We start from the raw sequence: 24,237 nt of genomic DNA, 5'->3' as shown, positions 1-24,237 counted from the left end.
TTTATATGTATGTGTGTATGTTGAGTTATGAAGACGATTATTTCGTAATCACGTAACCTTTTAATTTGGCAAATGCCGCATTTAATAATGACTTCTGCTGTTCTTGGTGGAGGTGGGCATAACCACAAGCTGGTGATGCTGATGCAGGACGGCCTGCATAACCCAACTTCATGCCATCAGACATGTTTTCCAAGATATTGTGTTGCACGAAGAACCAAGCGCCTTGGTTTTGTGGCTCATCTTGACACCACACAACCTCTTCTAGCTTTGGATATTTCTTCAATTCAGCAGTCAATGCTTTATGCGGGAATGGATACATTTGCTCCAAGCGAATGATGGCTACATCACCCAGCTTCTTTTCGGCGCGTTGCTTAACCAAGTCGTAATAGACCTTGCCGGAACACATTACCAAACGAGTCACCTGCTTAGCATCGATAGAATCATCGCGTTCACCGATTACAGTTTGGAAGCCACCCTTCGTAAATTCAGACAATGGGGATGCAGCTTCTTTATTACGGAGCAATGATTTTGGTGTCATCAAGATCAGCGGTTTGCGGAACTGACGAATCATCTGACGACGCAATACGTGGAAGATTTGCGCTGCAGTCGTTGGCTGAATCACCTGCATATTCGTATCAGCGCACAATTGCATGTAACGCTCTAAACGCGCTGATGAATGCTCTGGGCCTTGGCCTTCATAGCCGTGCGGCAACATCATAACCAAGCCATTTGCACGACCCCACTTCACTTCACCAGAGGCGATGAACTGGTCAATCACCACTTGAGCGCCGTTAGCAAAGTCACCAAACTGAGCTTCCCAGATAGTCAAAGTATTTGGCTCAGCGGCAGCATAGCCATACTCAAAACCAAGTACAGCCTCTTCGGAAAGAATGGAGTCAATTACCACAAATGGTGCTTGGTCCTTAGTAACATGCTGAAGCGCGATGTAAGTACCGGTATCCCACTTCTCACGGTTTTGCTCATGCAACACCGCATGACGGTGAGTAAAGGTGCCGCGCCCGCTATCTTCACCAGACAAACGTACAGGGTAGCCACTAGCAACCAGCGATGCGAAAGCCATGTGCTCGCCCATACCCCAGTCAACATTAGCCTCACCACGACCCATTGCAGCGCGGTCGTTATAAACCTTGGCAACCAATGGATGTGCTTTAAAACCTTCAGGAATAGTAGAGATCTTCTCAGCCAAACGCTTCCACTCAGTTAATGGAATTGCCGTATCGGCTTCGTCAGTCCACTTCTTATTCAAGAATGGAGACCAATCTACTGCAAACTTACCCTTGAAGTTACTCAACACTGGGTCAGATGTCTGCCTACCCTCATCCATCGCAGCACGGTATTCTTTAACCATCAAGTCGCCAGTACCAGCAGGCAATACGCCTTGAGTTTCTAGCTTGTCAGCATAGAGCTTGCGTGTGCCAGGGTGCGCAGCAATGATTTTGTACATCAAAGGCTGAGTCATTGCAGGCGTATCTTGCTCGTTGTGACCCAATTTACGGAAGCAGATGATGTCAACCGCAACGTCCTTGTGGAACTTCATGCGGAACTCTACAGCCAACTTAGTCGCCAACACTACTGCTTCAGGATCATCACCGTTTACGTGCAAAACCGGTGCATCTACAATTTTCATGATGTCCGTGCAATACAAGCTTGAACGCAAGTCGCGTGGATCTGAAGTTGTGAAACCAATTTGGTTATTAATTACGATATGCATCGTGCCGCCCGTGGAATAGCCACGTACCTCAGACATTGCCAATGTTTCTTGCATCACGCCCTGACCCGCAATCGCAGCATCACCGTGAACCAAGACCGGCATTACCTGCTCACCCAACATATCGCCACGACGCTCCATACGGGCACGTGCCGAACCTTCAACAACTGGGTTGACGATTTCTAAATGGGATGGGTTAAATGCCAATGACAAGTGAACCGGACCGCCTGGAGTTGAAATATCGCTTGAGAAACCTTGGTGATACTTCACGTCACCTGCTGGCAATGTTTCTGGACCCTTGTGCTCAAACTCAGCAAATAGATCTGTTGGCATTTTGCCCAAAGTATTGACCAGTACATTCAGACGACCGCGGTGGGCCATTCCAATCACAATCTCTTGAATGCCTTTATTGCCAGCATCACGAATCAACTCATCCATACAGGCAATAAAGCTCTCTCCACCCTCTAGGGAGAAGCGCTTTTGACCAACGTACTTAGCCTGGAGATAACGCTCAAGGCCTTCAGCAGCGGTAACGCGGTCCAGGATTTGGCGCTTTTCATCGACATTGAAGCTTGGAGTAGAGCGAATGGATTCGAGCTTTTCCTGCCACCACTTCTTAATCTTTTGGTCGGCAATAAACATGAACTCAACACCAATCGTGCCGCAGTAAGTCTCACGTAATGCTTGCAGCAAATCGCGCAAAGACATTTCGTTCTTGCCGAAGAATGTATTACTAGTATTGAAGACGATATCCATATCGCCATCAGTGAAACCATAGAAAGCGGGGTCTAACTCAGGAATATCCTGGCGCTCTGTCCGCTTTAATGGATCTAAGTTTGCCCAGCGATTGCCAACGTTACGATACGCGGCAATTAACTGCTGAACAGCAACGCGCTTGCGGCCCATTTCTGAGTCAGCCGAATCAGAAATTGTTCTGATAGGACCTTGCTTAGCGCGCTCAGCAAATGAAGCAACAATCGGTCCATGTGCAATGTCAGTTCGAGATGAACCGTCAACCGCTGGAACCTGTTTCACGTTATCGAAATAATCTCGCCAATGATCAGCTACAGAAGCTGGATCGTGCAAGTAGGATTCGTAGAGTTCTTCTACATAGGGTGCGTTTCCGCCGAAGAGATAGGAGTTATCTCTTTGATCCTGCATCATGATGCTCACCTTTCATCGGGTTTCCCGATTAAAAACTGTGGTTAAAACCATCCGCTCTACGGCTATACCGCTTCACGAATTGATCTGTGCAAATACCTTTACTACACCAGTAATTTAACACGAATGACCATTGATACATAAAGGGCTTTCCCTGATTTAAGGGGTTTTGGGGTTATCCCCGTATTTAAGGTCATTAATAAGAAGATTCCTACCTCGCTTTAAAGGATTACCGACAGATTCAAATGATTTTGATTTTTATTCTCTAAATCTTCAAACAATTAAATGAAATTAAGGGAAATATGAAATCACTTACCCCAGAAACGGAATATCTCAGCACCCGCCAAAGCGCCAAGGTTTTACAAGTTTCCTTGGGCACTGTTCAGAAAATGGTGGAATTGGGTGAATTAGTTGCCTGGAAAACTCGGGGAGGACACCGCCGGATATTGGCTAGCTCATTAGAGCAACAGTTACAACGTCGAAAGAGGGCTATGCGCCAAAAGACAACCCAAAACTGCGTTGCTATGGGGATATTTAGAAGATCTGAAAATGGGCAGGAATTAATAGAGGCTATTGCTGATTGGCAGCTCAAAGTGGATATGGAAATGGCGGTCGATAGTCTAGAGGGCCTCATGAAAGCCGTTTCCATAGCCCCAGATTTGATCTTTTTGGACGCACTTATTCCACCGGTAGAACAAGTTCATTTAATCCATTATTTGAGCAAAAACAAGGACACACAGCGTATACCTATACTAGTGGATGAAGGTTTTATTAAGCTGCATCCTGGTGTAGTCACTCTTGCGGATGAAAATTCAGGGGGTAAGCCCTCATTTAGCGAAAGTATCAAAAAGGAGCTCGAAAACGGCTTAATAGACCACAATCCCCTCATCATTGGCTACCCTGCAACCAATCCGGAGACTGAAGGACATTGGACTCATGGCAGCAGGCACGATCTATTGGAACCCCTATTTGTGGAGGCCCTTGCCAGAAAATGCGCCTAGTATTGCCCAGGAACTGGATACTCAATAAAAAAGGCCGCTTTTAGCGGCCTTTTGTACTAAATCTTAAACAACATGGGGTTAGATCAAATATCCGCTACGATCTCTTCCCTCAATCCATTTAGGCGCTTTGCCGCGACCAGTCCAGGTTTCACCTGTAGAGGGATTTCGATACTTTGGAGCAACCTTACCGCCAGCGCTCTTAAGCCCAGCCTTACGACTAAATAAATCTGCAGCCGTTAGGTTGTATTGCTCAATAATTAGCTTTGCCTTGGCAATGCCATCTGCCTTTTCTAGGGCTATTGCTTCTTTAATCTGTTTATCCAACTGTTCGCGTTGGGCTAAAAGCTCTTTATAAGAAGGCATATTTTTTCACTCTCCGAATAATAAGTAGTTATATGCAGTGTAAATAAACTGCATTAGAGAGTAATTATATATAAATTAATCCCCCACGACTATATATATTAATGGATTATTAACCTAAATATATTAGTACTTTATTTATAAAATTAAATAAAAGACATAATTATTATAAATACTATGCTTAATTAAGGCGCACTCGATTTTCTGAGCATAAAAGTACCGCTAGATTTAGCTGTTATCTCACCTGCCTCATTCAAAACAACGGCCTCACAATAATTAATTGTTTTACCCGGCTTGAGGATGGTGCCCTCCACTACGATTTTGCCGGTACTGGGGCGTAGAAAACTGACCGACATATCAATTGTCATGGCACCCAAAGGAATGTCCGTAGTACTTCTTGCTGCTGCACCCATCGCAAAATCCAAGAGGGTCATGATGACACCGCCATGAGCAATACCAAAACTATTCTCATATTCGGGCTTTAAGTCCAAACTAATCCGAGACTTGCCATCTTTTGCAAACTCAGGCACAACGCCTAAATGTGCCAAGAAAGGTATCTTGAGACCAAAATATTCAATAGGTTTTTCAGTGCTTGTCATGGAAGGTGTTTTTGGTGAAAGAAGCAATTAGATGGTCGGGGCGAGAGGATTTGAACCTCCGACCACATGCACCCCATGCATGTACGCTACCAGGCTGCGCTACGCCCCGACGAAAGACGAAATTGTAGCAGTAACTATTTAGAGAGAATCTGCAGAACTGCTTGCAATTCTTCGCGTAAACGTAGGTCTCCGCGAGCTTCTTCTAGGCGATTACGTGCGCCACTAATCGTAAAACCCTCTTCATAGAGAAGTGAGCGAATTTTTCTAATGAGAACTACCTCGTGATGCTGGTAGTAGCGACGGTTACCACGTCGTTTTTGCGGACTTAACTGGGAAAACTCTTGTTCCCAATAGCGTAGAACATGTGAACGGACACCGCAAAGATCGGCCACTTCACCAATAGTGAAATAGCGTTTAGCTGGTATAGGGGGAAGTTGAGAGCTCAGCAGTACTGAGCTAGCATCAAACTCGGTTTTCTCGAGCATGTGACTCCACTACATCTTTAAGCTTTTGACTGGCGTGAAAAGTAACGACACGTCTAGCAGCAATCGGAATCATTTGACCTGTCTTTGGATTTCGGCCAGGACGAGCCGATTTATTGCGCAACTGGAAATTACCAAAACCGGAGATCTTCACTTCCACACCCGTCTCAAGTGATTGGCCAATACGATCAAAGAAAGCATCAATCATGTCTTTCGCTTCACGCTTGTTCAATCCAACCTGATCAAAGAGAGCCTCTGAAAGCTCATTCTTAGTAACGGTATCGTTAGAAATCAATTCGGTCATTGCTAGTCTCTTTGGTAACTAATTATTTGATTTATATCTAATATTAAACCTAGCGCAAACGGGCTGCGCACTTTTTCTCAACGGCACCCAATAAAGCAGCCATTACTGCATCAATTTGGGGATCTTGCAATGTTTCATTAGGGTTTAACAGGGTGACACGGAAAGCCAAACTCTTTTCATCGTCTGCCATACTGCTCGAACCCGCCTTTGGCTTGAACTCATCGAAGAGCTCAATATTGCGAACAAAATTCTGTTTGCTTGCAGCCATTACATCTAATAATGATTGCGCAGAAACACTTTGTTTCACTACCAATGCCAAATCACGTTGTACTGCCGGGAATTTACTTAACTCTTCAGGCACAGGTAAGCCGAGTTCACGAATAGGCTCTAAATCTAATTCAAACAACACTGGTGCTTGCGGTAATTCATAAGCTTGTTGTAGACCAGGATGTAATTCACCAATCCAACCAATGGCAATATTGCTTTTGCCAGCCTTCAAAATCACCTGAGCTGAACGACCAGGATGCAATGCTGGATGCTGCGCAGCTTCAGTGATGAAATGTAGCGGATCTAAAACACGTTCAAGGTCACCCTTCACGTCAAAGAAATCAACTGCACGTGTTGCATTGGCCCATTGCTCAGGAACAAATGATCCATAAGCTAAGCCACCAATTTTTTGAGGCTGATGAAAGCCAGCCACTTTGCCGGCCTCTTCTTGAACGCTAGCGTCACGCTTGAATACACGACCAGCCTCAAACAGGCGCACACGCCCTGCTCCGCGGTTTAAATTGGCCTTGAGGTTGCCCAACAAGCCACCCCAGAGTGTGCTACGCATGACGCCATACTGATTGGCAATCTGATTAAGCACCTTAATCAGATCCTGCTCTTTTGCACCAGCAAGGCGCTGTTCACTTTCAAGATCTGTGAATCCGAAGTTCACTGCCTCTTGATAACCTTGAAGAGCTAAACGCTGGCGCAACAAATGAATACCACGCTTAGCTTCTGCTTTAGCACTCATCTTTAATGACGCTACTGGTGGTTGATCTGGGATATTTTCGAAGCCGTACATGCGTGCGACTTCTTCAATCAAATCTTCTTCGATTTCGATGTCAAAGCGATAGCTTGGAGGTGTAACAACAAAAGCATCCCCTTCTTGCTTGAATTCAAAACCAAGACGCTTAAATACATCAGCAACCACTTCACTAGCAAGTGGAATGCCGATGACTTTTTCAGCTCTAGCCAAGCGCATTTTGACTGGCTTACGCTCTGGAACATTTAATACTTGATCATCTACTGGACCCGCTTGACCACCGCAAACCTCAATAATTAAGGCGCTGAGATACTCCAAGCAATTAACCGTATTTTGTGGATCTACTCCACGCTCAAAACGATGTGCTGCATCTGTACTGAAATTGAAACGACGTGCACGGCCCTGTATGGCTGAAGGCAACCAATATGCAGACTCAACATAGATGTTCTTCGTGTCATCAGATACAGCGCAGTGATTGCCACCCATGATGCCGGCAAGTGCTACTGGACCATTTTGATCCGCCACCACACCTGCATCTTGCAACTTACCTGCAGAATCCGGCCCCTGCAAAATCACTGTTTGACCATTTAATAATTCAAGCGTTTCACCCGCTTTAGCCCAGCGTACATTGATATCACCATTTAACTTGTCTATATCAAATACATGGGTTGGTTGACCCATTTCTAACATCACATAGTTAGATAGATCTACTAATGCAGAAATACTTCTTTGACCAGCGCGGGATAGGCGTTTCACAATCCAATCAGGTGTTTTAGCCTGAGGATTCACGCCACGAATGACGCGACCAGCAAAACGTCCGCAGAGCTCTTTCTTTTCTACTGTGACTTTGCGCTTATCTTCGATTGTTACTGCAGGCGGAGTCCACTTTGGCGTACAAAGTGCAGCACCAGTGATCGCTGAGACTTCTCTTGCCATCCCCATTAATGAGAGGCAATCAGCTTTATTTGGAGTTAACTTAATAACAAAGATTTGATCATCGAGGTCAAGGTATTCGCGGATATCTTTTCCGACTGGTGCATCTGCAGGTAACTCTAAGATGCCTTCATGATCATCACCTAAACCAAGCTCACGACCAGAGCACAACATGCCTTGGCTCTCTACGCCACGCAGCTTGCCAACCTTAATCATGAAGGGCTTGCCGCCTGCTTCTGCTGGAGGCAATTCAGCACCAACCATGGCGCAAGGAATCTTGATACCAGCGCGCGCATTAGGTGCGCCACAAACGATTTGTAACTCTTGACCAGTACCTGCATCTACTTTACAAACACGCAAACGGTCTGCATCAGGATGTTGCTCAGCAGACAAAATTTGTGCAATCACAATCTTGGTAAATGCTGGCGCTACTGAATGCTGCTCTTCAACTTCTAAACCCGCCATAGTCATTGCATGACCAAGCGCATCACTATCAAGTGATGGGTTTACATACTGACGGAGCCAAGATTCAGAAAATTGCATAGCGCGATCTAAGATTTAGTAATGCTGATTTAGTTATGCGGGGAACTGCGCTAAGAAACGCAGATCGTTTTCGAAGAAGAGACGTAAATCGTCAACGCCATAACGTAACATCGTCAAGCGTTCTAAGCCAGATCCAAAAGCAAAGCCGGTATAGCGCTCTGGGTCGATCCCCATATTGCGTAATACATTTGGATGAACCTGTCCCGCTCCAGAGATTTCCAACCAACGGCCAGCAAGCTTGCCGCTTCCAAAAGCCATATCAATCTCAGCCGATGGCTCAGTGAATGGGAAATAAGATGGGCGGAAACGCACTTGCAGCTCATTTGTTTCAAAGAAGGTTCTCAAGAAGTCTGTATAGACGCCTTTGAGATCTGCAAAGGAGACGCTTTCGGCAATCCATAAGCCTTCGACCTGATGGAACATCGGCGAATGCGTTGCATCGCTATCAACGCGATAAGTTCTGCCTGGTGCAATCACTTTGATTGGCGGCATCACATCTGCATTAGCGTATTTCTTAACGTGCTCGCTCGCATAGCGAACCTGAATTGGGCTGGTATGCGTGCGCAATAACAAAGGTTTCTCATTAGAATCTTTGCCATCGATATAAAACGTATCCTGCATTGAGCGCGCAGGATGATTCTCGGGACTATTTAAGGCAGTGAAATTAAACCAATCGGTTTCAATCTCGGGGCCATCTGCTACATCAAAACCAATCGAACGGAAGATCTCTTCAACACGCTCCCAGGTGCGCATCACAGGATGCAAGCTACCTACTGCTTGGCCACGACCAGGCAAGGAAACGTCAATAGACTCCGCAGCGAGACGTTGCATCAACACAGCATCAGCCAAAGCTTGGCGACGCTCTTGTAATGCAGTTTCTACTTGGGTTTTGATTTGATTAATTTGGGCGCCAGCACTCTTGCGCTCCTCAGGCGACATTCCACCAAGCGCTTTTAAACGCTCAGTGAGAACACCTGACTTACCGAGATACTTGGCTTTCGCGTCCTCTAGAGCTGCCGCATCGGCAGCTCCGAGGAAATCACGTTTAGCATCCTCGACAATGTGGTCGAGAGAAACCATTGCAGCTTAGTTTAGAAAACTAAGATTAAGCTGCAGCGTTTACTACGGATTTAATCCGAGTAACCAAAGCAGCGAAAGCCGCTTTGTCAGCAATGGCCATATCAGAAAGTACTTTGCGGTCAAGTTCGATCGCAGCTTTCTTCATACCATTCATGAATACGCTATACGTCATGTCATGCTGGCGAACTGCCGCGTTGATACGAGCAATCCACAAAGCGCGGAATACACGTTTCTTATTGCGACGGTCACGATATGCATATTGACCAGCACGCATAACCGCTTGCTTAGCAATACGGAATACGTTCTTACGACGGCCACGGTAACCTGTAGCAGCATCGGTGATTTTTTTATGACGGGCTCTTGCTGTAACCCCACGTTTGACTCTTGGCATTTAATTCTCCTAATCTAGTCTGAGGTTAAGCGTATGGAAGCATAGAGCGAATTGACTTAACGTCAGCTTTCGCAACTTCTGTGGAACCACGGAGGTGACGCTTATTCTTTGTGGTCTTCTTGGTGAGGATGTGACGTTTGAAAGCCTGACCTCGTTTAATCGTTCCGCCTGCGCGAACCGTGAAGCGCTTTTTAGCGCTACTCTTGCTCTTCATCTTGGGCATAAAGCACCCCTTCAATTACTTGTGCAACATAGGTGGTAACCGACGGTTACTCTTCCTGTACCCAGAAGCACTTCAAACTACCGGCGCCTTTCAGCGCCTCCCTACATAAGAACCAGGTAGAAACCTGATTACTTAGCCTTACGAATGGGGGCCAACACCATCACCATCTGGCGGCCTTCCATCTTTGGAAACTGTTCGACTTGGCCGTATTCAACGAGATCCAACTTCAAACGCTCCAACATTCTGACTCCGATTTCTTGGTGGGCCATTTCACGACCCCGAAACCGCAGCGTAATCTTTGTCTTATCGCCATCTTCCAAAAAGCGGATTAGATTGCGTAGCTTCACACCGTAGTCACCATCATCAGTACCAGGGCGGAATTTAACTTCCTTCACCTGAATTACCTTTTGCTTCAGCTTTGCTTCATGCATCCGCTTGGCTTCTTGGTATTTGAATTTGCCGAAGTCCATAATGCGGACTACAGGTGGAACAGCCGTCGGAGCAATTTCAACCAAATCGGTTTCTTTCTCTTCTGCTGCAGCCAAGGCTTCACTCAACTTAACTACACCGATGGGCTCTCCATCGATTCCAATCAAACGCACTTCAGGAGCAGTAATTTCCCGGTTAATGCGTTGCAATTTTTCAGTAGCGATCTTCTTAATTCCTATAAAAAAACAATAAAGACTGTTCTAACCCTAGCTAGGCTCGGGTCCGACTTTCTGGGATATATCCTGCTGGAGTCGGGCAACGAAAGCATCAAGAGGCATTACACCTAGATCCACTCCGCCACGGGCACGAACGGCCACCGTATTACTTTCAGATTCTTTATCCCCTACAACGAGCAAAAACGGGATCTTCTGTAATGCGTGCTCGCGTATTTTATACGTAATTTTCTCGTTCCGCAAATCAGATTCGACTCTAAACCCTTGTTTTTTCAGCAATTGCTGCACTTTTTGTGCATATGCAGCAGAATTCCCTGAAATATTGAGGACTACAGCCTGGGTCGGAGCAAGCCAAACCGGCATGTTTCCAGCGTGATTTTCGATCAAAATACCGATAAAACGCTCTAAAGAGCCCACTATTGCCCTATGGAGCATGACTGGGGTCTTGCGGCTATTGTCTTCGGCCACGTATTCAGCCCCCAAACGCGCTGGCATGGAGAAGTCCACCTGAATCGTGCCGCACTGCCATGTACGCCCGATTGAGTCTTTGAGGTGATATTCGATCTTTGGACCGTAAAAAGCACCCTCGCCTAGCAATTCTTCCCATTCTTGACCAGAGGCCTTCAAGGCGCCACGCAGTGCATCTTCAGCTTTATCCCAAATGGCGTCATCGCCTACACGTTTAGCTGGACGTAAAGCGAGTTTTACGGCGACCTCAGTAAAGCCAAAATCTTGATAAACAGCACGAACAGCTTTATCAAATGCGGCCACTTCAGTTTGGATTTGATCTTCGGTACAGAAAATATGACCATCGTCTTGTGTGAAACCACGTACGCGCATCAATCCATGTAAGGCGCCTGATGGCTCATTGCGGTGGCATTGACCAAATTCACCAAAACGTAATGGCAACTCACGATAGCTATGCAAGCCAGAGTTATAAATTTGTACGTGACCAGGGCAGTTCATCGGCTTTAATGCATACGCACGATTCTCCGACTCTGTCGTAAACATATTCTCTTTGTAGTTTTCCCAGTGACCCGATTTTTCCCAAAGCCCGCGATCCAAAATTTGCGGTGCTTTGACTTCTTGGTAGCCTTCTTGCTGATACACGCGACGCATGTATTGCTCAACTTCTTGCCAAATTGACCAACCCTTTGGATGCCAGAAAATTAAACCTGGAGCTTCTTCTTGGAAATGAAATAAATCGAGTTGCTTTCCAAGACGGCGATGATCACGCTTCTCAGACTCTTCAAGCATATGCAAGTAAGCATCTTGATCTTCTTTACGTAACCAGGCCGTACCGTAGATACGCTGCAACATCTCATTCTTGCTATCGCCACGCCAGTAAGCACCCGCAAGCTTCATCAGCTTAAATACTTTGAGCTTTCCAGTAGAAGGCACGTGTGGGCCACGGCACAAGTCCGTGAACTTACCTTCGGCGTATAAGGAAACATCCTCACCTTGTGGAATGCTCGCAATCAATTCTGCTTTGTAGTTTTCACCCTGCTTTTTGAAAAACTCAACAGCTTCATCGCGTGGCATGACAGTACGAAGTACTGGCTCGTCTTTTTTAGCGAGCTCAGTCATTTTCTTTTCTAAAGCAACCAAGTCATCCGGTGTAAATGGACGGTGATAAGAGAAGTCATAGTAAAAGCCATTCTCGATCACAGGACCAATAGTCACTTGCGCTTCTGGGAATAATTCTTTGACGGCGTAAGCCAATAAGTGCGCTGTGGAGTGACGAACAATCTCTAAAGCTTCTGGACTCTTGTCGGTAATGATGGCCAGCTGACTATCTTTGTCGATTACAAAACTGGTATCAACCATCTTGCCATCCACGATGCCGCCTAAAGCAGCTTTTGCAAGACCGCTGCCAATACTTTGCGCAACATCTGCGACGCGAACTGGGGCCTCAAACTCACGTTTTGATCCATCGGGTAGAGTAACTACAAGCATGACGACTCCATCTTATTTACTGAACTTCCGTTTTACTTCGATGACCTAAAAATAAAGCGCGGCAGCTTTTGGGCAACCGCGCTTTGGGTCCTATTCGTTGGTAGGCTCGATTGGACTCGAACCAACGACCCCCACCATGTCAAGGTGGTGCTCTAACCAGCTGAGCTACGAGCCTATACAGCCATAGAGTTTATCACCGGCGGCGCACTTGGGTGACCCCTTTGACCTCTTCCAGGCTGTTTTGAACCAGGCGCAAGACCTCAGAATCCTTTACTTCAATCGTTAAAAGGATCTGGGCTAGTCCCTTTTTGGCCGATTTACGTAGGTCGATAACATGCACGCCTTGTCTTGTGAGAATCTCAAAGAGCTCGCGCATGAGTTCAGGGCGATCCAAACCTGTAACGACCAAATCTGCTGGAAAGACCCGTTTTTGGTCTTGATTGACCACTGGATCGACCGCGGAAGCAGTCCAAGCAGTCTGAATCACACGCTCGGGCGCCCTTTCCAGAAGACCTCTAAACGTTTTGCAAGAACGGCGATGAATCGATACGCCTCTGCCTTGCGTCACAAATCCCGCAATGGCGTCTGGAGGTACAGGCCGGCAGCAACGCGCTAATTGCGTCAACAAAGAGTCAACGCCAACTACTAAAACATCACCACCGCGTCCTGTCTTATGGCTACTGCTGCGTAGGATAATTTCAGGCGTAGCTGGCGTTGCTTTTATCTCTGTAGTTGTTTCATTCTTAAGATCAACTGTCTTAGCGGATTGACCAGCCTCTTCATCGTCAAGTGCATTAAACCAAGCGCGCACTCGTTGACGCGCTCTTTGCGAGCGCACGTAATTTTTATCTGGGCTAATCCAGTCTCTTGATGGACCGCCGTGTTTAACAGCAATAATCTCAATCGTTTGACCATTCTTTAATGCAGTCTCGAGCGGAACCATCGCGCCATCAACACGCGCACCCCTACAGCGATGACCTAGATTGGTATGAACGGCATATGCAAAATCAATTGGTGTCGAACCCTTCTCCAAGGAGATCACTTTTCCTAAAGGAGTAAGAACATAAATATGATCATCAATCTCATGATGCTTCAATTGCTCCCAAGCATCTTCTTTCCAGGAAATGAGCTGACGGGCCCAAGCGATCTGCCTCTCATATGCCACCTCAGCACTATGAGTGCCCTGCTGATGATTAACGCTGGGTTTATTGGTTTTAACTGGATTGGGCGGCGTAGCCATGCCCACATAGGCGCCTTCTTTATAGCGCCAGTGAGCGGCTAAACCGTATTCAGCTTGTTGATGCATTTCTTGTGTACGCACCTGAATTTCAAATGCAGTACCGTCATCATTCATGACTACCGTATGCAAGGATTGATAGCCGTTTGGCTTCGGTCTTGCAATGTAATCATCAAACTCACGTGGTACTGGTTGCCATACGTTATGAACAATACCCAGCACGGCATAGCAAGACTTCACATCTTCTACCGAAACTCGAAATGCTCTGACGTCATACAGATTGGCAAAGTCTAGGGATTTACCTTCCATCTTTTTCCAGATGCTATAGATATGCTTTGGTCTACCGAGCACTTCACCTTTGATCTGCGCAGTTTTTAATTCTTCTTGTAATTGCAATACGATTTGATCAATAAAAGATTGGCGCTCTATCCGCTTAGCATCGAGCATCTTAGCAATCTCACGATACGTTTCGGGAGATAGCGTACGAAATGCTAAGTCCTCCATCTCCCACTTCATTTGCCAAATACCCAGACGATTAGCCAATGAGGCATCGATATTCAGAATCTCCTGGGCCCATGCTGCAGGCATTACTATCTTTTCCTGTGTGATCCAGCGAAGTGTTTGTAGGCGGGAGGCAAGATAAATAAGCACTACACGTAGATCATCACCAAATGCCAACAGCATTTTGCGCAGCATCTCTTCTTGACCAGCAACACTTAGACCACCATCGTCACGCACCAACTTTGCTTGCGCTTGACGTAAACCTCTGTAACCGATCAATAGCTTTGCAGACTCCTCGCCAATAAGCTTAACAAGAGCTTCTTTACCATGTGTGCGGGCGACATTACTTGCCGCAGTTAAGGTGGCTTCATCTAGATTGAGGGATTGCAAAACCTGTAATACGCCGGCCGCGTGTAATTCTGCTGGCTCACCATACCAAGCGTCTTGAAATGGCGCTACTTTTTCTGGTTGAGGAGAGGCGTTTGCCATTGGCAACTAGGGGTGATTAAGAAATAATTAACTGAAGAACTCTTTTGCTAAAGCAATTTGCTCAGGCTTCACAAATGCAGGTGCATGACCTACATTCGGAATCTCAATACTGCGCGCATAAGGATTTACTTTGCACATTTCTGCTACCGTTGCTGCAGATAGCAGATCCGAATTACCGCCGCGCACAATCAACATCGGAATATGAATTTGCTTGAAGGCATGCCACATCGCCATTTCACCTGCCTTGGCCATGATTGGATTCACTGAAGCAAAAGGTACCGAGATATCTGGGTCGTAATGCATGATCCATTTGCCTTCCTTCTGAATCAACATAGGTCCGTTATAGATTTCCCACTCTTGCGGAGTATGTTCACCAAAACTAGCGCAGATTTCATTCAAGCGAGAAAGAGCATCTTCACGATTGGCAAACGCAAAGGGCTGGCCTACGTAAGAACCCAAACGTTTGATTGCCTCAGGCTCAATTCTTGGACCTACATCATTAATCAGCATGCGGCGTATTGGCGAATTTGGCATTGCCGCATAAACCATTCCAATGAGACCACCCATAGATGTACCGAACCAGTTCACTTGTGGAACACCGAGCTTTTTAACTAGCGTAGCAATGTCAGAAACATACTGTGGCACGGCATAAAGCATTGGATTACTAAGTCGACCTGAATCACCTCTGCCAACAACATCTGGACAGACAACGTAATAGTCTTTGCACATCGCTAGTGCGAGAGTCTTAAAGTCACTGCCCCGTCTTGTCAGACCATGAACACACATCAACACTGGATTGCTTGGATTACCCCATGCGTGGTATGCCATGCGGTGTTTTTCATCGCCGCTAGAGCAGTCCACATAAAAGATTTCGCCGTCATGAAATACATTTACTGCCTGCGCTTCATTGTGAACTTCATGACTGGCGTGATCATGCTCATGATCCTCACCAATCACCTCAGGCTGCAAGGTCACATGATCAATACCATGCTTATCTAACAGCATTTCATTAATTCTTGCCATGATCTGAGGCCATTCTTGAATATCGGCAATTTCAATATGGCCAATCAATGCTGGAAAGCTAGGGGTCATTTCCCAGACATGAAGATCATGAACAGCCAATACGCCGGGGACATTTTTTAAATCAGTGCCTACCTGCAAGTAATCAATGTGGAGCGGTACGCCCTCCATAAGGAAGTGATATGACTCATGGAGAATGGAGATAGTCGATTTCAGAATCAAGAGTGAAACCAATATAGACAAAATGGCATCGATTGGCATCCAACCCGTTAACTGAATTACAACGCCAGCAATCAATGCGGCGATTGATCCCAGTAAATCGCCCATGACATGAACTAAGGCTGCGCGGGTATTCACACTTTTCTTATCGCGTGATAACACCCATGCAACCACGATGTTCATCAGCAAGCCAATGGCAGCAACAACTGTTACGGTAAGACCGTCTACCTTATGTGGTTCGTAGAATCGGCTGATTGCCTCAACCATAATCCACACGACCAAGGCCAGCATCACAATACTATTAACAAAAGCAGCTAAGGCCTCCGCCCTTCCAAAGCCAAATGAATGTTTTGGAGAGGGTGGACGACGGGAAATAATTTGCGCCAACAAAGCCAATCCGAGAGCTGCCGCATCGGTCACCATGTGACCCGCATCTGAAATCAACGCCAATGAATTAGCGAAGTACGCTGCCGCGCCTTCGACACCTGAAAAGCCTAAAGTAAGTACTAAGGCAATTAACAGTAAATTTTGATTGGAGACTTGCTTGCTATGGGTGTGTTTTGCATCACCCTTTTTATGAGCATGCAGAGAGGGATCAACACCAGAATTCATCTTTGGTGTCGCGGGCTTTGAATGAGGAAAATGGAATCCCGACATAGTGATTCCATTATTTCATTCATCTGGATAAATTGCTCAGAAACCCGTTGTATCAACAGGGGCACCTGTCTTGGCAATAACCTCTTCTTTGGTTACACCAGGTGCGAGCTCAGTCAACTTTAAGCCCTTAGGAGTAATGTCAAGAACACATAGATCTGTAATGATCTGACTAATCACACCCACACCAGTCAAGGGCAATGTGCACTTAGGCAAAATTTTGAGCTCTTCTGTGCCATCTTTTTTCTTAGCAACGTGCTCCATCAGTACAACAACGTGTTTTACGCCTGCCACCAAGTCCATCGCGCCACCCATGCCCTTGACCATTTTTCCTGGAATCATCCAGTTGGCCAAATCGCCGTGTTCGCTTACTTGCATTGCACCCAAAATCGCAATATTGATTTTGCCGCCACGAATCATTCCAAAAGAATCTGCAGAAGAAAAAATGGATGAGCCAGGCAAAGTCGTAATAGTTTGCTTGCCTGCATTTATTAGGTCTGCGTCAATCGTTTCTTCGGTTGGAAACGGTCCAATACCCAATAAGCCGTTTTCAGACTGGAGCCACACTTCCATATCTTTAGGTACATGGTTCGCAACCAATGTAGGCATACCAATACCTAAGTTCACGTAGTAACCGTCTTTTAACTCTTTAGCAGCACGTGCCGCCATCTCATCTCTTGTCCAAGGCATTTCGATCTTCCTAAATATTCTGTTCTATTGCTATTCGTGAAATTACGCTTTTGCAGTCATCGTGCGCTGCTCAATGCGCTTCTCCGGTGTTGTATGGAGCACCAAGCGGTGCACATAGATACCAGGCGTGTGAATCTCATCAGGGTGAAGTTGGCCGTTCTCAACAATCTCTTCCACTTCAGCCACAGTAATCTTGCCAGCCATTGCCACAACTGGATTAAAGTTGCGTGCGGTATAGCGATAAACCAAGTTTCCTGACTTGTCTGCTTTCCAAGCTTTTACAAGAGAGATGTCAGAAACGATTGAACGCTCCATGATGTATTTCTCACCATCAAATGTTTTCTCTTCTTTACCATCCGCAACCAATGTACCAACACCAGTCTTGGTATAGAAAGCAGGAATACCGCAACCACCTGCGCGTAATTTTTCAGCCAAAGTTCCTTGTGGCGTAAATTCCAACTCTAACTCGCCTGCTAAGTATTGACGTTCGAATTCTTTGTTCTCACCCACGTAGGAGGCAACCATCTTTTTTACTTGACGGGAATTGAGCAATAGACCCAAACCAAAACCATCAACGCCAGCATTATTAGCAATAGCAGTTAAATTTTGAGCACCCAAATCCTTCACTGCCTGTATTAAAGCCTCAGGAATGCCACAAAGACCAAAGCCGCCAACAGCCAATTTCTGTCCGTCTTTTAAGATATCCCTCAGGGCATCGACTGCCGATGGGTAGGTTTTATTCATAACTTTGTCCTAATATTGCCAAAAAGGGTAAAAAAGTAATCATAACGCCTCAAGTCCCATGATCCGAGCGGTCTTAGCACTAAATTGGTTTTTGACAGTTGGAACTAAACTATTAGGGCTGAAAAGCCCTATTTTTGAGAAATTTCGGAGAAATTGAATGAATGCTGCTGAACTGGTAGAGCAATTTGGTCCCAGAGACTCCATGGACTATGACTTAGTCATCGTTGGAGGCGGGCCTGCAGGCTTATCAGCCGCTATTAAAGCTAAGCAACTGGCCAATGCTTCTGGCAAAGAAATTAGCGTTTGTGTTCTGGAAAAAGGTTCCGAAATCGGCGCTCACATTCTTTCGGGTGCCGTCATGGACCCAAAAGCACTTACCGAATTATTTCCAGATTGGAAAGAGCTGGGTGCCCCACTAGAAACCGAAGTCACTCAAGATCAGTTCCTGTTCTTAACGAGCGACAACTCCTATCAAGTTCCTAACTGGATGTTGCCGCATTGCTTTAAGAATGAAGGTAACTATATTGTGAGTCTAGCTAACGTGACACGCTGGCTTGGTCAACAAGCAGAAAATCTCGGTGTTGAAATCTTTCCCGGCTTTCCTGCAGCAGAAATTCTCTATAACGAGCAAGGTGCAGTTTGTGGAGTGATTACTGGCTCAATGGGTTTGGATAAAGAAGGCAACCCAACAGATCAATTCCAACTTGGTATGGAATTGCGTGGCAAGTACACCCTCTTTGCTGAAGGTTCACGCGGCCATCTCGGCAAACAGCTCATCTCCAAATTTGCATTAGATAAAGATGCCGATCCACAAAGCTACGGCATTGGCATCAAGGAGCTATGGGAAGTGGAGCCCTCCAAGAGCAAGCCTGGGCTGGTTGTCCACACAGCAGGCTGGCCATTGGAGAGTGATACCTATGGCGGCTCATTCCTTTATCACCTAGGTGATAACAAGGTTGCAGTTGGCTTGGTGGTGGGCCTCTCATATAAGAACCCTTACCTTTCTCCTTTTGAAGAATTCCAACGCTATAAGTTGCACCCAAAAATTCGCGAAACTTTTGAAGGCGGCAAACGCATTGCATACGGTGCACGCGCACTTACTGCTGGTGGTTTAAATAGTCTTCCTAAAACCGTATTCCCAGGTGGCGCACTGATTGGTTGCGATGCTGGTTATTTAAATGCCTCTCGCATCAAAGGAAGCCATGCCGCAATTAAGACCGGCATGCTTGCAGCAGAAGCGGCAGTTGCAGCGATTAATGAAAACCGTTCTGAAGATGTTTTATCTGCTTACCCAACTGCATTCCAAAATAGTTGGTTACATACAGAACTCAATCAAGCGCGTAACTTCAAGCCATGGATGTCAAAAGGTCTCTATCTCGGCACACTCATGGTTGGTTTAGAACAGAAGTTATTGGGCGGCAATATGCCTTGGACTGTCCATCTAAAACATGCTGACCACGAATGCCTAGAGCCCGCTGCTCAACACAAGCCAATTGATTATCCGAAGCCAGATGGGAAGATTACGTTTGATCGCCTCTCATCCGTATTTATTTCCAATACGAATCATGCAGAGAATCAACCCAGTCACTTAACTTTGAAAAATGATTCGGCGCCCGTAGATGTGAATCTCAAAACCTATGCAGGCCCTGAGCAACGCTACTGCCCTGCTGGCGTGTATGAGTACGTAGAAACTGACGGCAAGCCACGCTTGCAAATCAATTCTCAAAACTGCGTACATTGCAAGACTTGCGATATCAAAGATCCAACTCAAAATATCGTCTGGGTTACGCCCGAAGGTGGAGGCGGACCAAACTACGCATCCATGTAAAGATATTCAATACAACAAACCCCGGTTAGATGCCGGGGTTTTTCATCTCAACACGATTAAATAAATAGCGTTATATTTAACCCATGATGATCCTACACACCATGCTTCGCGTCGGCGACTTGAATCGCTCGATTGATTTCTACACCAAAGTATTGGGTATGAATTTACTCCGCACGACAGAGCGTCCTGAGCAGAAATATTCACTGGCTTTTGTGGGATACGGCAAAGGTAATGGCGATGGACAAGCTGAGATTGAGTTGACCTATAACCATGGAGTTTCTAGCTACGAGATGGGAGCAGCATATGGTCATATCGCCATTGGTGTTCCTGATGCATATGCTGCATGCGCCAAGATTAAGGCGGCTGGCGGCAATGTCACTCGTGAAGCTGGACCCGTAGCTGGCGGCGATACCATCATTGCGTTTGTGACCGATCCAGATGGCTACAAAATAGAGCTTATTCAGCGCTAATCGTGGCCCAGCCCGATTCATATCAATTAGAAATACTTGATCGCTTAAGCGATATCACTTGCCAGGACTGGAATGCCCTGCTCCCTTCTGATGCAGGACCTTTTCTGCGCCATGAATTTCTCAGCGCGCTAGAAGAGACTGGTTGCGTTGGTGGCAACACAGGTTGGCAAGTTGCTCACCTAGCCTTGAAAAACGGTGATCAACCCATTGGCGCAATGCCTTTATATCTAAAGCAGCACTCCTATGGAGAGTTTGTCTTCGATTGGTCATGGGCCCAGGCTTATGAGCAACAAGGCATGCAGTATTTTCCAAAAGCACTCTGCGCAATCCCTTTCACGCCAGTTCAAGGCTCAAGGATTTTGAGCGCAGATGGAGCGAATGCGGACTTAGTGAGGCAACAATTAATTGAGGGCTTAAAAACTGTTGTTATACAAAATAATCTGTCATCAGCACATGTCTTATTTCCATATGCCTCAGAAGTAAAGAGTCTTCAGGAGCAAGGCTTCATGCTGCGCGACTCAGTGCAATTTCATTGGCATAACCAGGGCTTTGAGAATTTCGAGCATTTCTTATCTGCGCTAACAATGAAACGACGTAAAAATATACGTCGTGAGCGCGAGCAAGTAGCCAGAGAGTCAATTAACTTTAGACATGTGCCTGGCAGTACATCGACAGATGCGGACTGGGAATTCTTTTATCGCTGTTATGAAAATACCTACCTAGAGCATGGCTCTAGCCCTTACCTCAGCGAGGTATTCTTTAAGTTATGGGCACAACGAATGCCAGAGAATCTTCATTTAATCATTGCTGAACGTGCTGGTAATCCTATTGCCGCATCATTACTAGTAGTAGACCCCCAAACCTCAAAGGCTTATGGCAGATATTGGGGTGCGGTAGAACATATTCCCTGCCTGCACTTTGAAACTGCCTATTACCAAGCCATTGAATACTGTATTTCCAATAAGATACAGACCTTTGAAGGTGGCGCACAAGGTGAACACAAGATGGCGCGCGGCTTCTTACCCACCACGATTCAATCAGCCCATTTCATTGCCGATCCCCGCTTTGCTAAAGCAGTGCAGCACTTCTTAGATCGTGAGCATCAAGGGATTGGGGCTTATGTCGATGAGCTTGCCGAGCACAGTCCATTGAAATCGTCTAAAGTACAGCCATGAATTCTGGAAGCAACGACACCAAATCAGCCTCGCAAGATGGCTCTCATTCCCTATCGACTGGGGATAATGAGTCCGACTCCCCTTGCATTGGTGTGTGCACCACTCTTTACGATGAAATCTGCCAAGGATGCGGTCGCACTCTCGGAGAAGTAAGTAATTGGGTGTTCTTTTCTCAGGAAGAAAAAGATTCGGTGTGGAAGCGCATCCGAGCAGAAGGTACTGCGACCCGCTTTCAACGACAAGCAAAAGAAAATAAGCCCGCTTAGGGGCTTATTCAGTGACTTACTTTTACCAACAGGTTTACTGTTGAACTTAAATTAGCCAGCTAATGCTTGGCTACGCAAATACTCTTCGTAAGTTCCGGAGTAATCCACTACAGTGCCATCCATCTTCACTTCTAAGATGCGATTAGCCAAAGCAGATACAAACTCACGGTCGTGAGAAACAAATATCAAAGTACCGTCAAATTTCTCAAGTGCAATTTGCAAGCTCTCAATGGATTCCATATCCATATGGTTCGTAGGTTCATCCATTGCTAGCACGTTATATTTTTGGAGCATCAATTTACCCCAAATCATTCTGCCCTTTTCACCACCAGAGAGCACCTTAACGGACTTGCCAATATCGTCACCAGAGAACAAGAGGCGGCCTAATGTGCCACGAATCACTTGATCATCGTCACCAGTATTGCGCCACCAATTCATCCAATCCATGAGTAATTCATCTTTTGCGAACATCTCAGTATTGTCTTGAGGCATCACACCAACGTTAGCGTTCTCAGCCCACTTCACATCACCGCTATCAGCAGCAATACCTTCAAAGCGCTTGCTTAGAATAGTCTTGAGTAGTGTCGTCTTACCTGCGCCGTTTTGTCCAATGATGGCAATCTTCTCGCCAGCACGAACACCTAATTTGAAGTTCTTGAAGATAACGCGATCATAAGCCTTAGTTAGCGCATTGCACTCTACCGCCATGTTATGCAACTTCTTCTCAGTATCAAAACGAATAAATGGGTTTTGACGTGAAGATGGTTTTACTTCAACAATCTCGATTTTCTCTAACTGTCTCTGACGTGAAGTCGCTTGGCGTGCTTTAGATGCGTTTGCTGAGAAGCGCGCTACGAAAGCTGCCAATTCAGCGATTTTTTCTTTGGCTTTAACGTTATTGCTCAGTTGTTGTGTACGTGCCTGTACAGATGCCAGCATGTAGGAGTCGTAGTTTCCTGGGTAGACCTTGAGCGTTCCATAGTCCATGTCGGCCATGTGCGTGCAGACTTCATTGAGGAAGTGACGATCATGGGAAATGATGACGATGGTGCTCTTAATTTGATTGAGGATGTCCTCAAGCCAATGAATGGAGTGAATATCCAAGTTATTGGTTGGCTCATCAAGCAAAAGAACGTCTGGATCAGAGAACAATGCTTGCGCTAGCAATACACGCAATTTCCAACCTGGCGCAACATTGCTCATTGGGCCGTTGTGTTGCTCAATAGGAATACCAATTCCTAACAACAACTCGCCTGCCTTTGCTTCAGCAGTATATCCACCGTACTCAGCGTACTTACCTTCAAGCTCAGCAGCCTTCATGTAATCTTCATCAGTAGCATCAGGATTAGCATAGATCGCGTCGCGTTCTGCAGCAGCCTTCCACATCTCTTCGTGACCCATCATCACTACATCAAGAACGCGCACATCTTCATATGCAAATTGATCTTGACGCAATTTACCCAAACGAATACCGGGATCTAAGCTCACGTTACCGCTAGTTGGCTCAAGCTCGCCACCTAAAATTTTCATAAAAGTTGACTTGCCGCAACCATTCGCGCCAATAAGGCCGTAACGATTACCACCGCCAAACTTCACGGAAATGTTTTCAAACAGAGGCTTTGCCCCAAACTGCATGGTGATATTAGATGCTGACAGCACGGATTTTTTCTAGCTTTCTGAAATTCAATAGTTACCCCGGAGGGGCAAAGACCGTTATTTTAACGGCTTAGACGTCTTTGTTGGCAGGAAGCCGTGGTCTTGCTTAGACTTTGACCCTAAATGGGGTGAAATTCGTATGAATATCGTAGAAATCCTCGTTTTCCTTGCGCTTGAGGAAGTTCACAACCCAATAGGTCATGGGGGTAGCTAGGATTTCCCAGGAGGTTTTTAGGACGTACTGCGCCAAGGCCACCTGAATGATTTCATGGGTTGGCCAGATACCATAAAACGCCAACATATAGAAAAAGGAGGAATCGACCATCTCACCTACTGCTGTCGAGCCGATAGTGCGCATCCATAGAAAACGGCCTTGGGTCCAAACCTTCATTTTTGCTAAGACATAACTGTTGACCAGACTACCGCACCAAAAAGAAAACATAGAAGCCAATGCAATACGCCAAGAATTTCCAAATACCGTTTCCAGTCCATGTTGGTAATTGGCCATATAGTCGCCTGGAGCAACTGGCAAGGCAATCACAATCTGCGCCATGATCGCGGCAAATGCGAGAGCTGCAAAGCCGGCCCAAACAGCCCTGCGATCGTAAGCGTACCCATAGACTTCCGTCAGAATGTCGCCAAAGAAATAGGCAATCGGGAAAAATAGAATCCCCGCACCAAAAGGCACGCCCCCAAAATATGGAAGGTCAACCACTGCCGCCTTACCAGCGCCAATAAAATTTGAGCACAACAAAACGACCACAAAGGCAGCCAGAATGAGGTCGTAATAGCGATGGTGGCGTCTTAGCGAGTCCATAAGCCCAGAAAAATGGA

The 24,237-nt window shown here is 46.1% G+C and carries 22 protein-coding genes and 2 tRNA genes; 5 read left to right on the top strand and 19 right to left on the bottom strand.

The features are described 5' to 3' along the window. Nucleotides 1–37: 37 nt before the first annotated feature. A complete protein-coding gene (locus ICW03_RS04470) occupies nt 38–2,893 on the bottom strand; it encodes a 2-oxoglutarate dehydrogenase E1 component (RefSeq protein WP_215349485.1) in 2,856 nt (951 codons plus the stop codon). 299 nt (nt 2,894–3,192) lie between these two features. Between ICW03_RS04470 and ICW03_RS04465 the strand changes: the two genes are divergently transcribed. Further along, complete coding sequence (locus ICW03_RS04465) at nt 3,193–3,891, top strand: helix-turn-helix domain-containing protein (RefSeq protein ID WP_215349483.1); 699 nt, start codon at nt 3,193–3,195, stop codon at nt 3,889–3,891. A 78-nt stretch (nt 3,892–3,969) separates the two neighbouring features. On the opposite strand, the gene ICW03_RS04460 is transcribed toward ICW03_RS04465, so the two are convergent. The 16 genes from ICW03_RS04460 to ICW03_RS04385 form a co-directional block, all read right to left on the bottom strand. Next, on the bottom strand, nt 3,970–4,254 hold the full coding sequence (locus ICW03_RS04460) for an H-NS family nucleoid-associated regulatory protein (RefSeq protein WP_215349481.1): 285 nt from the start codon (nt 4,252–4,254) through the stop codon (nt 3,970–3,972). 182 nt (nt 4,255–4,436) lie between these two features. Further along, nucleotides 4,437–4,850, bottom strand: coding sequence for a PaaI family thioesterase (locus ICW03_RS04455; protein WP_215349478.1), 414 nt, complete (start codon nt 4,848–4,850; stop codon nt 4,437–4,439). Between the two features lie 32 nt (nt 4,851–4,882). Beyond that, nucleotides 4,883–4,959: transfer RNA gene (locus tag ICW03_RS04450), tRNA-Pro, on the bottom strand. A gap of 25 nt (nt 4,960–4,984) precedes the next feature. Further along, on the bottom strand, nt 4,985–5,335 hold the full coding sequence (locus ICW03_RS04445) for a MerR family transcriptional regulator (RefSeq protein WP_215349475.1): 351 nt from the start codon (nt 5,333–5,335) through the stop codon (nt 4,985–4,987). Next, entirely contained in the window at nt 5,313–5,636 is a 324-nt protein-coding gene (locus ICW03_RS04440) for an integration host factor subunit alpha (protein WP_068321512.1), read from the bottom strand. The genes ICW03_RS04445 and ICW03_RS04440 overlap by 23 nt, the downstream gene beginning before the upstream one ends. Nucleotides 5,637–5,685: 49 nt before the next feature. Next, the gene (gene pheT, locus ICW03_RS04435; protein WP_215349472.1) at nt 5,686–8,142 is read right to left on the bottom strand and encodes a phenylalanine--tRNA ligase subunit beta; all 2,457 of its coding nucleotides are present in this window, start codon (nt 8,140–8,142) and stop codon (nt 5,686–5,688) included. A 33-nt stretch (nt 8,143–8,175) separates the two neighbouring features. Then, on the bottom strand, nt 8,176–9,222 hold the full coding sequence (gene pheS / locus ICW03_RS04430; protein ID WP_215349470.1) for a phenylalanine--tRNA ligase subunit alpha: 1,047 nt from the start codon (nt 9,220–9,222) through the stop codon (nt 8,176–8,178). A gap of 25 nt (nt 9,223–9,247) precedes the next feature. Next, nucleotides 9,248–9,613, bottom strand: a complete 366-nt coding sequence (gene rplT, locus ICW03_RS04425; RefSeq protein WP_011902675.1) for a 50S ribosomal protein L20 — start codon at nt 9,611–9,613, stop codon at nt 9,248–9,250. 25 nt (nt 9,614–9,638) lie between these two features. Continuing rightward, nucleotides 9,639–9,836 carry a 50S ribosomal protein L35 gene (gene rpmI / locus ICW03_RS04420; RefSeq protein WP_011902674.1) on the bottom strand — a complete coding sequence of 66 codons (198 nt, stop codon included), beginning with the start codon at nt 9,834–9,836 and terminating at the stop codon, nt 9,639–9,641. A gap of 128 nt (nt 9,837–9,964) precedes the next feature. Then, nucleotides 9,965–10,489, bottom strand: a complete 525-nt coding sequence (gene infC / locus ICW03_RS04415) for a translation initiation factor IF-3 (protein WP_205627502.1) — start codon at nt 10,487–10,489, stop codon at nt 9,965–9,967. 42 nt (nt 10,490–10,531) lie between these two features. After that, nucleotides 10,532–12,454, bottom strand: coding sequence for a threonine--tRNA ligase (gene thrS, locus ICW03_RS04410; RefSeq protein WP_215349467.1), 1,923 nt, complete (start codon nt 12,452–12,454; stop codon nt 10,532–10,534). A 98-nt stretch (nt 12,455–12,552) separates the two neighbouring features. Next, nucleotides 12,553–12,629, bottom strand: a tRNA-Val gene (locus ICW03_RS04405). A gap of 18 nt (nt 12,630–12,647) precedes the next feature. After that, a complete protein-coding gene (locus ICW03_RS04400) occupies nt 12,648–14,681 on the bottom strand; it encodes a bifunctional (p)ppGpp synthetase/guanosine-3',5'-bis(diphosphate) 3'-pyrophosphohydrolase (RefSeq protein ID WP_215349465.1) in 2,034 nt (677 codons plus the stop codon). Between the two features lie 27 nt (nt 14,682–14,708). Beyond that, nucleotides 14,709–16,532, bottom strand: a complete 1,824-nt coding sequence (locus ICW03_RS11670) for an alpha/beta fold hydrolase (RefSeq protein WP_215349463.1) — start codon at nt 16,530–16,532, stop codon at nt 14,709–14,711. Nucleotides 16,533–16,613: 81 nt separating this feature from the next. Further along, on the bottom strand, nt 16,614–17,264 hold the full coding sequence (locus tag ICW03_RS04390; protein ID WP_068321494.1) for a CoA transferase subunit B: 651 nt from the start codon (nt 17,262–17,264) through the stop codon (nt 16,614–16,616). A gap of 42 nt (nt 17,265–17,306) precedes the next feature. Then, on the bottom strand, nt 17,307–18,008 hold the full coding sequence (locus ICW03_RS04385) for a CoA transferase subunit A (RefSeq protein WP_215349461.1): 702 nt from the start codon (nt 18,006–18,008) through the stop codon (nt 17,307–17,309). A gap of 157 nt (nt 18,009–18,165) precedes the next feature. Here ICW03_RS04385 and ICW03_RS04380 point away from each other — a divergent pair, with 157 nt between their 5' ends. From ICW03_RS04380 to ICW03_RS04365, 4 genes are all read left to right on the top strand, one after another. Continuing rightward, nucleotides 18,166–19,836: an electron transfer flavoprotein-ubiquinone oxidoreductase gene (locus ICW03_RS04380; protein ID WP_215349458.1), complete on the top strand. Its 1,671-nt coding sequence runs from the start codon at nt 18,166–18,168 to the stop codon at nt 19,834–19,836. A gap of 83 nt (nt 19,837–19,919) precedes the next feature. Next, complete coding sequence (gloA, locus tag ICW03_RS04375; RefSeq protein ID WP_215349455.1) at nt 19,920–20,306, top strand: lactoylglutathione lyase; 387 nt, start codon at nt 19,920–19,922, stop codon at nt 20,304–20,306. Between the two features lie 2 nt (nt 20,307–20,308). Continuing rightward, nucleotides 20,309–21,481, top strand: coding sequence for a GNAT family N-acetyltransferase (locus tag ICW03_RS04370; RefSeq protein WP_215349453.1), 1,173 nt, complete (start codon nt 20,309–20,311; stop codon nt 21,479–21,481). After that, nucleotides 21,478–21,747, top strand: a complete 270-nt coding sequence (locus tag ICW03_RS04365) for a DUF1289 domain-containing protein (protein ID WP_215349451.1) — start codon at nt 21,478–21,480, stop codon at nt 21,745–21,747. The genes ICW03_RS04370 and ICW03_RS04365 overlap by 4 nt, the downstream gene beginning before the upstream one ends. A 51-nt stretch (nt 21,748–21,798) precedes the next feature. Here ICW03_RS04365 and ICW03_RS04360 read toward each other — a convergent pair whose 3' ends face one another. Continuing rightward, nucleotides 21,799–23,406, bottom strand: a complete 1,608-nt coding sequence (locus ICW03_RS04360) for an ABC-F family ATPase (RefSeq protein ID WP_215349448.1) — start codon at nt 23,404–23,406, stop codon at nt 21,799–21,801. A gap of 103 nt (nt 23,407–23,509) precedes the next feature. Beyond that, nucleotides 23,510–24,220: a queuosine precursor transporter gene (locus ICW03_RS04355; protein ID WP_215349445.1), complete on the bottom strand. Its 711-nt coding sequence runs from the start codon at nt 24,218–24,220 to the stop codon at nt 23,510–23,512. Nucleotides 24,221–24,237 lie beyond the last annotated feature (17 nt).

This window comes from Polynucleobacter sp. MWH-Aus1W21 (assembly GCF_018687275.1).
GTDB lineage: Bacteria > Pseudomonadota > Gammaproteobacteria > Burkholderiales > Burkholderiaceae > Polynucleobacter.
Note: the sequence above shows the minus strand (reverse complement) of the source record. Positions and strands in the feature narration are given on the sequence as shown.

Bases quoted from the DNA above. Each gene is read 5' to 3' on its own strand.
- ICW03_RS04470 (WP_215349485.1), bottom strand. From the start codon at position 2,893: ATGATGCAGGATCAAAGAGATAACTCCTATCTCTTCGGCGGAAACGCA.
- ICW03_RS04465 (WP_215349483.1), top strand. From the start codon at position 3,193: ATGAAATCACTTACCCCAGAAACGGAATATCTCAGCACCCGCCAAAGC.
- ICW03_RS04460 (WP_215349481.1), bottom strand. From the start codon at position 4,254: ATGCCTTCTTATAAAGAGCTTTTAGCCCAACGCGAACAGTTGGATAAA.
- ICW03_RS04455 (WP_215349478.1), bottom strand. From the start codon at position 4,850: ATGACAAGCACTGAAAAACCTATTGAATATTTTGGTCTCAAGATACCT.
- ICW03_RS04445 (WP_215349475.1), bottom strand. From the start codon at position 5,335: ATGCTCGAGAAAACCGAGTTTGATGCTAGCTCAGTACTGCTGAGCTCT.
- ICW03_RS04440 (WP_068321512.1), bottom strand. From the start codon at position 5,636: ATGACCGAATTGATTTCTAACGATACCGTTACTAAGAATGAGCTTTCA.
- pheT (WP_215349472.1), bottom strand. From the start codon at position 8,142: ATGCAATTTTCTGAATCTTGGCTCCGTCAGTATGTAAACCCATCACTT.
- pheS (WP_215349470.1), bottom strand. From the start codon at position 9,222: ATGGTTTCTCTCGACCACATTGTCGAGGATGCTAAACGTGATTTCCTC.
- rplT (WP_011902675.1), bottom strand. From the start codon at position 9,613: ATGCCAAGAGTCAAACGTGGGGTTACAGCAAGAGCCCGTCATAAAAAA.
- rpmI (WP_011902674.1), bottom strand. From the start codon at position 9,836: ATGCCCAAGATGAAGAGCAAGAGTAGCGCTAAAAAGCGCTTCACGGTT.
- thrS (WP_215349467.1), bottom strand. From the start codon at position 12,454: ATGCTTGTAGTTACTCTACCCGATGGATCAAAACGTGAGTTTGAGGCC.
- ICW03_RS04400 (WP_215349465.1), bottom strand. From the start codon at position 14,681: ATGGCAAACGCCTCTCCTCAACCAGAAAAAGTAGCGCCATTTCAAGAC.
- ICW03_RS11670 (WP_215349463.1), bottom strand. From the start codon at position 16,532: ATGAATTCTGGTGTTGATCCCTCTCTGCATGCTCATAAAAAGGGTGAT.
- ICW03_RS04390 (WP_068321494.1), bottom strand. From the start codon at position 17,264: ATGCCTTGGACAAGAGATGAGATGGCGGCACGTGCTGCTAAAGAGTTA.
- ICW03_RS04385 (WP_215349461.1), bottom strand. From the start codon at position 18,008: ATGAATAAAACCTACCCATCGGCAGTCGATGCCCTGAGGGATATCTTA.
- ICW03_RS04380 (WP_215349458.1), top strand. From the start codon at position 18,166: ATGAATGCTGCTGAACTGGTAGAGCAATTTGGTCCCAGAGACTCCATG.
- gloA (WP_215349455.1), top strand. From the start codon at position 19,920: ATGATGATCCTACACACCATGCTTCGCGTCGGCGACTTGAATCGCTCG.
- ICW03_RS04365 (WP_215349451.1), top strand. From the start codon at position 21,478: ATGAATTCTGGAAGCAACGACACCAAATCAGCCTCGCAAGATGGCTCT.
- ICW03_RS04355 (WP_215349445.1), bottom strand. From the start codon at position 24,220: ATGGACTCGCTAAGACGCCACCATCGCTATTACGACCTCATTCTGGCT.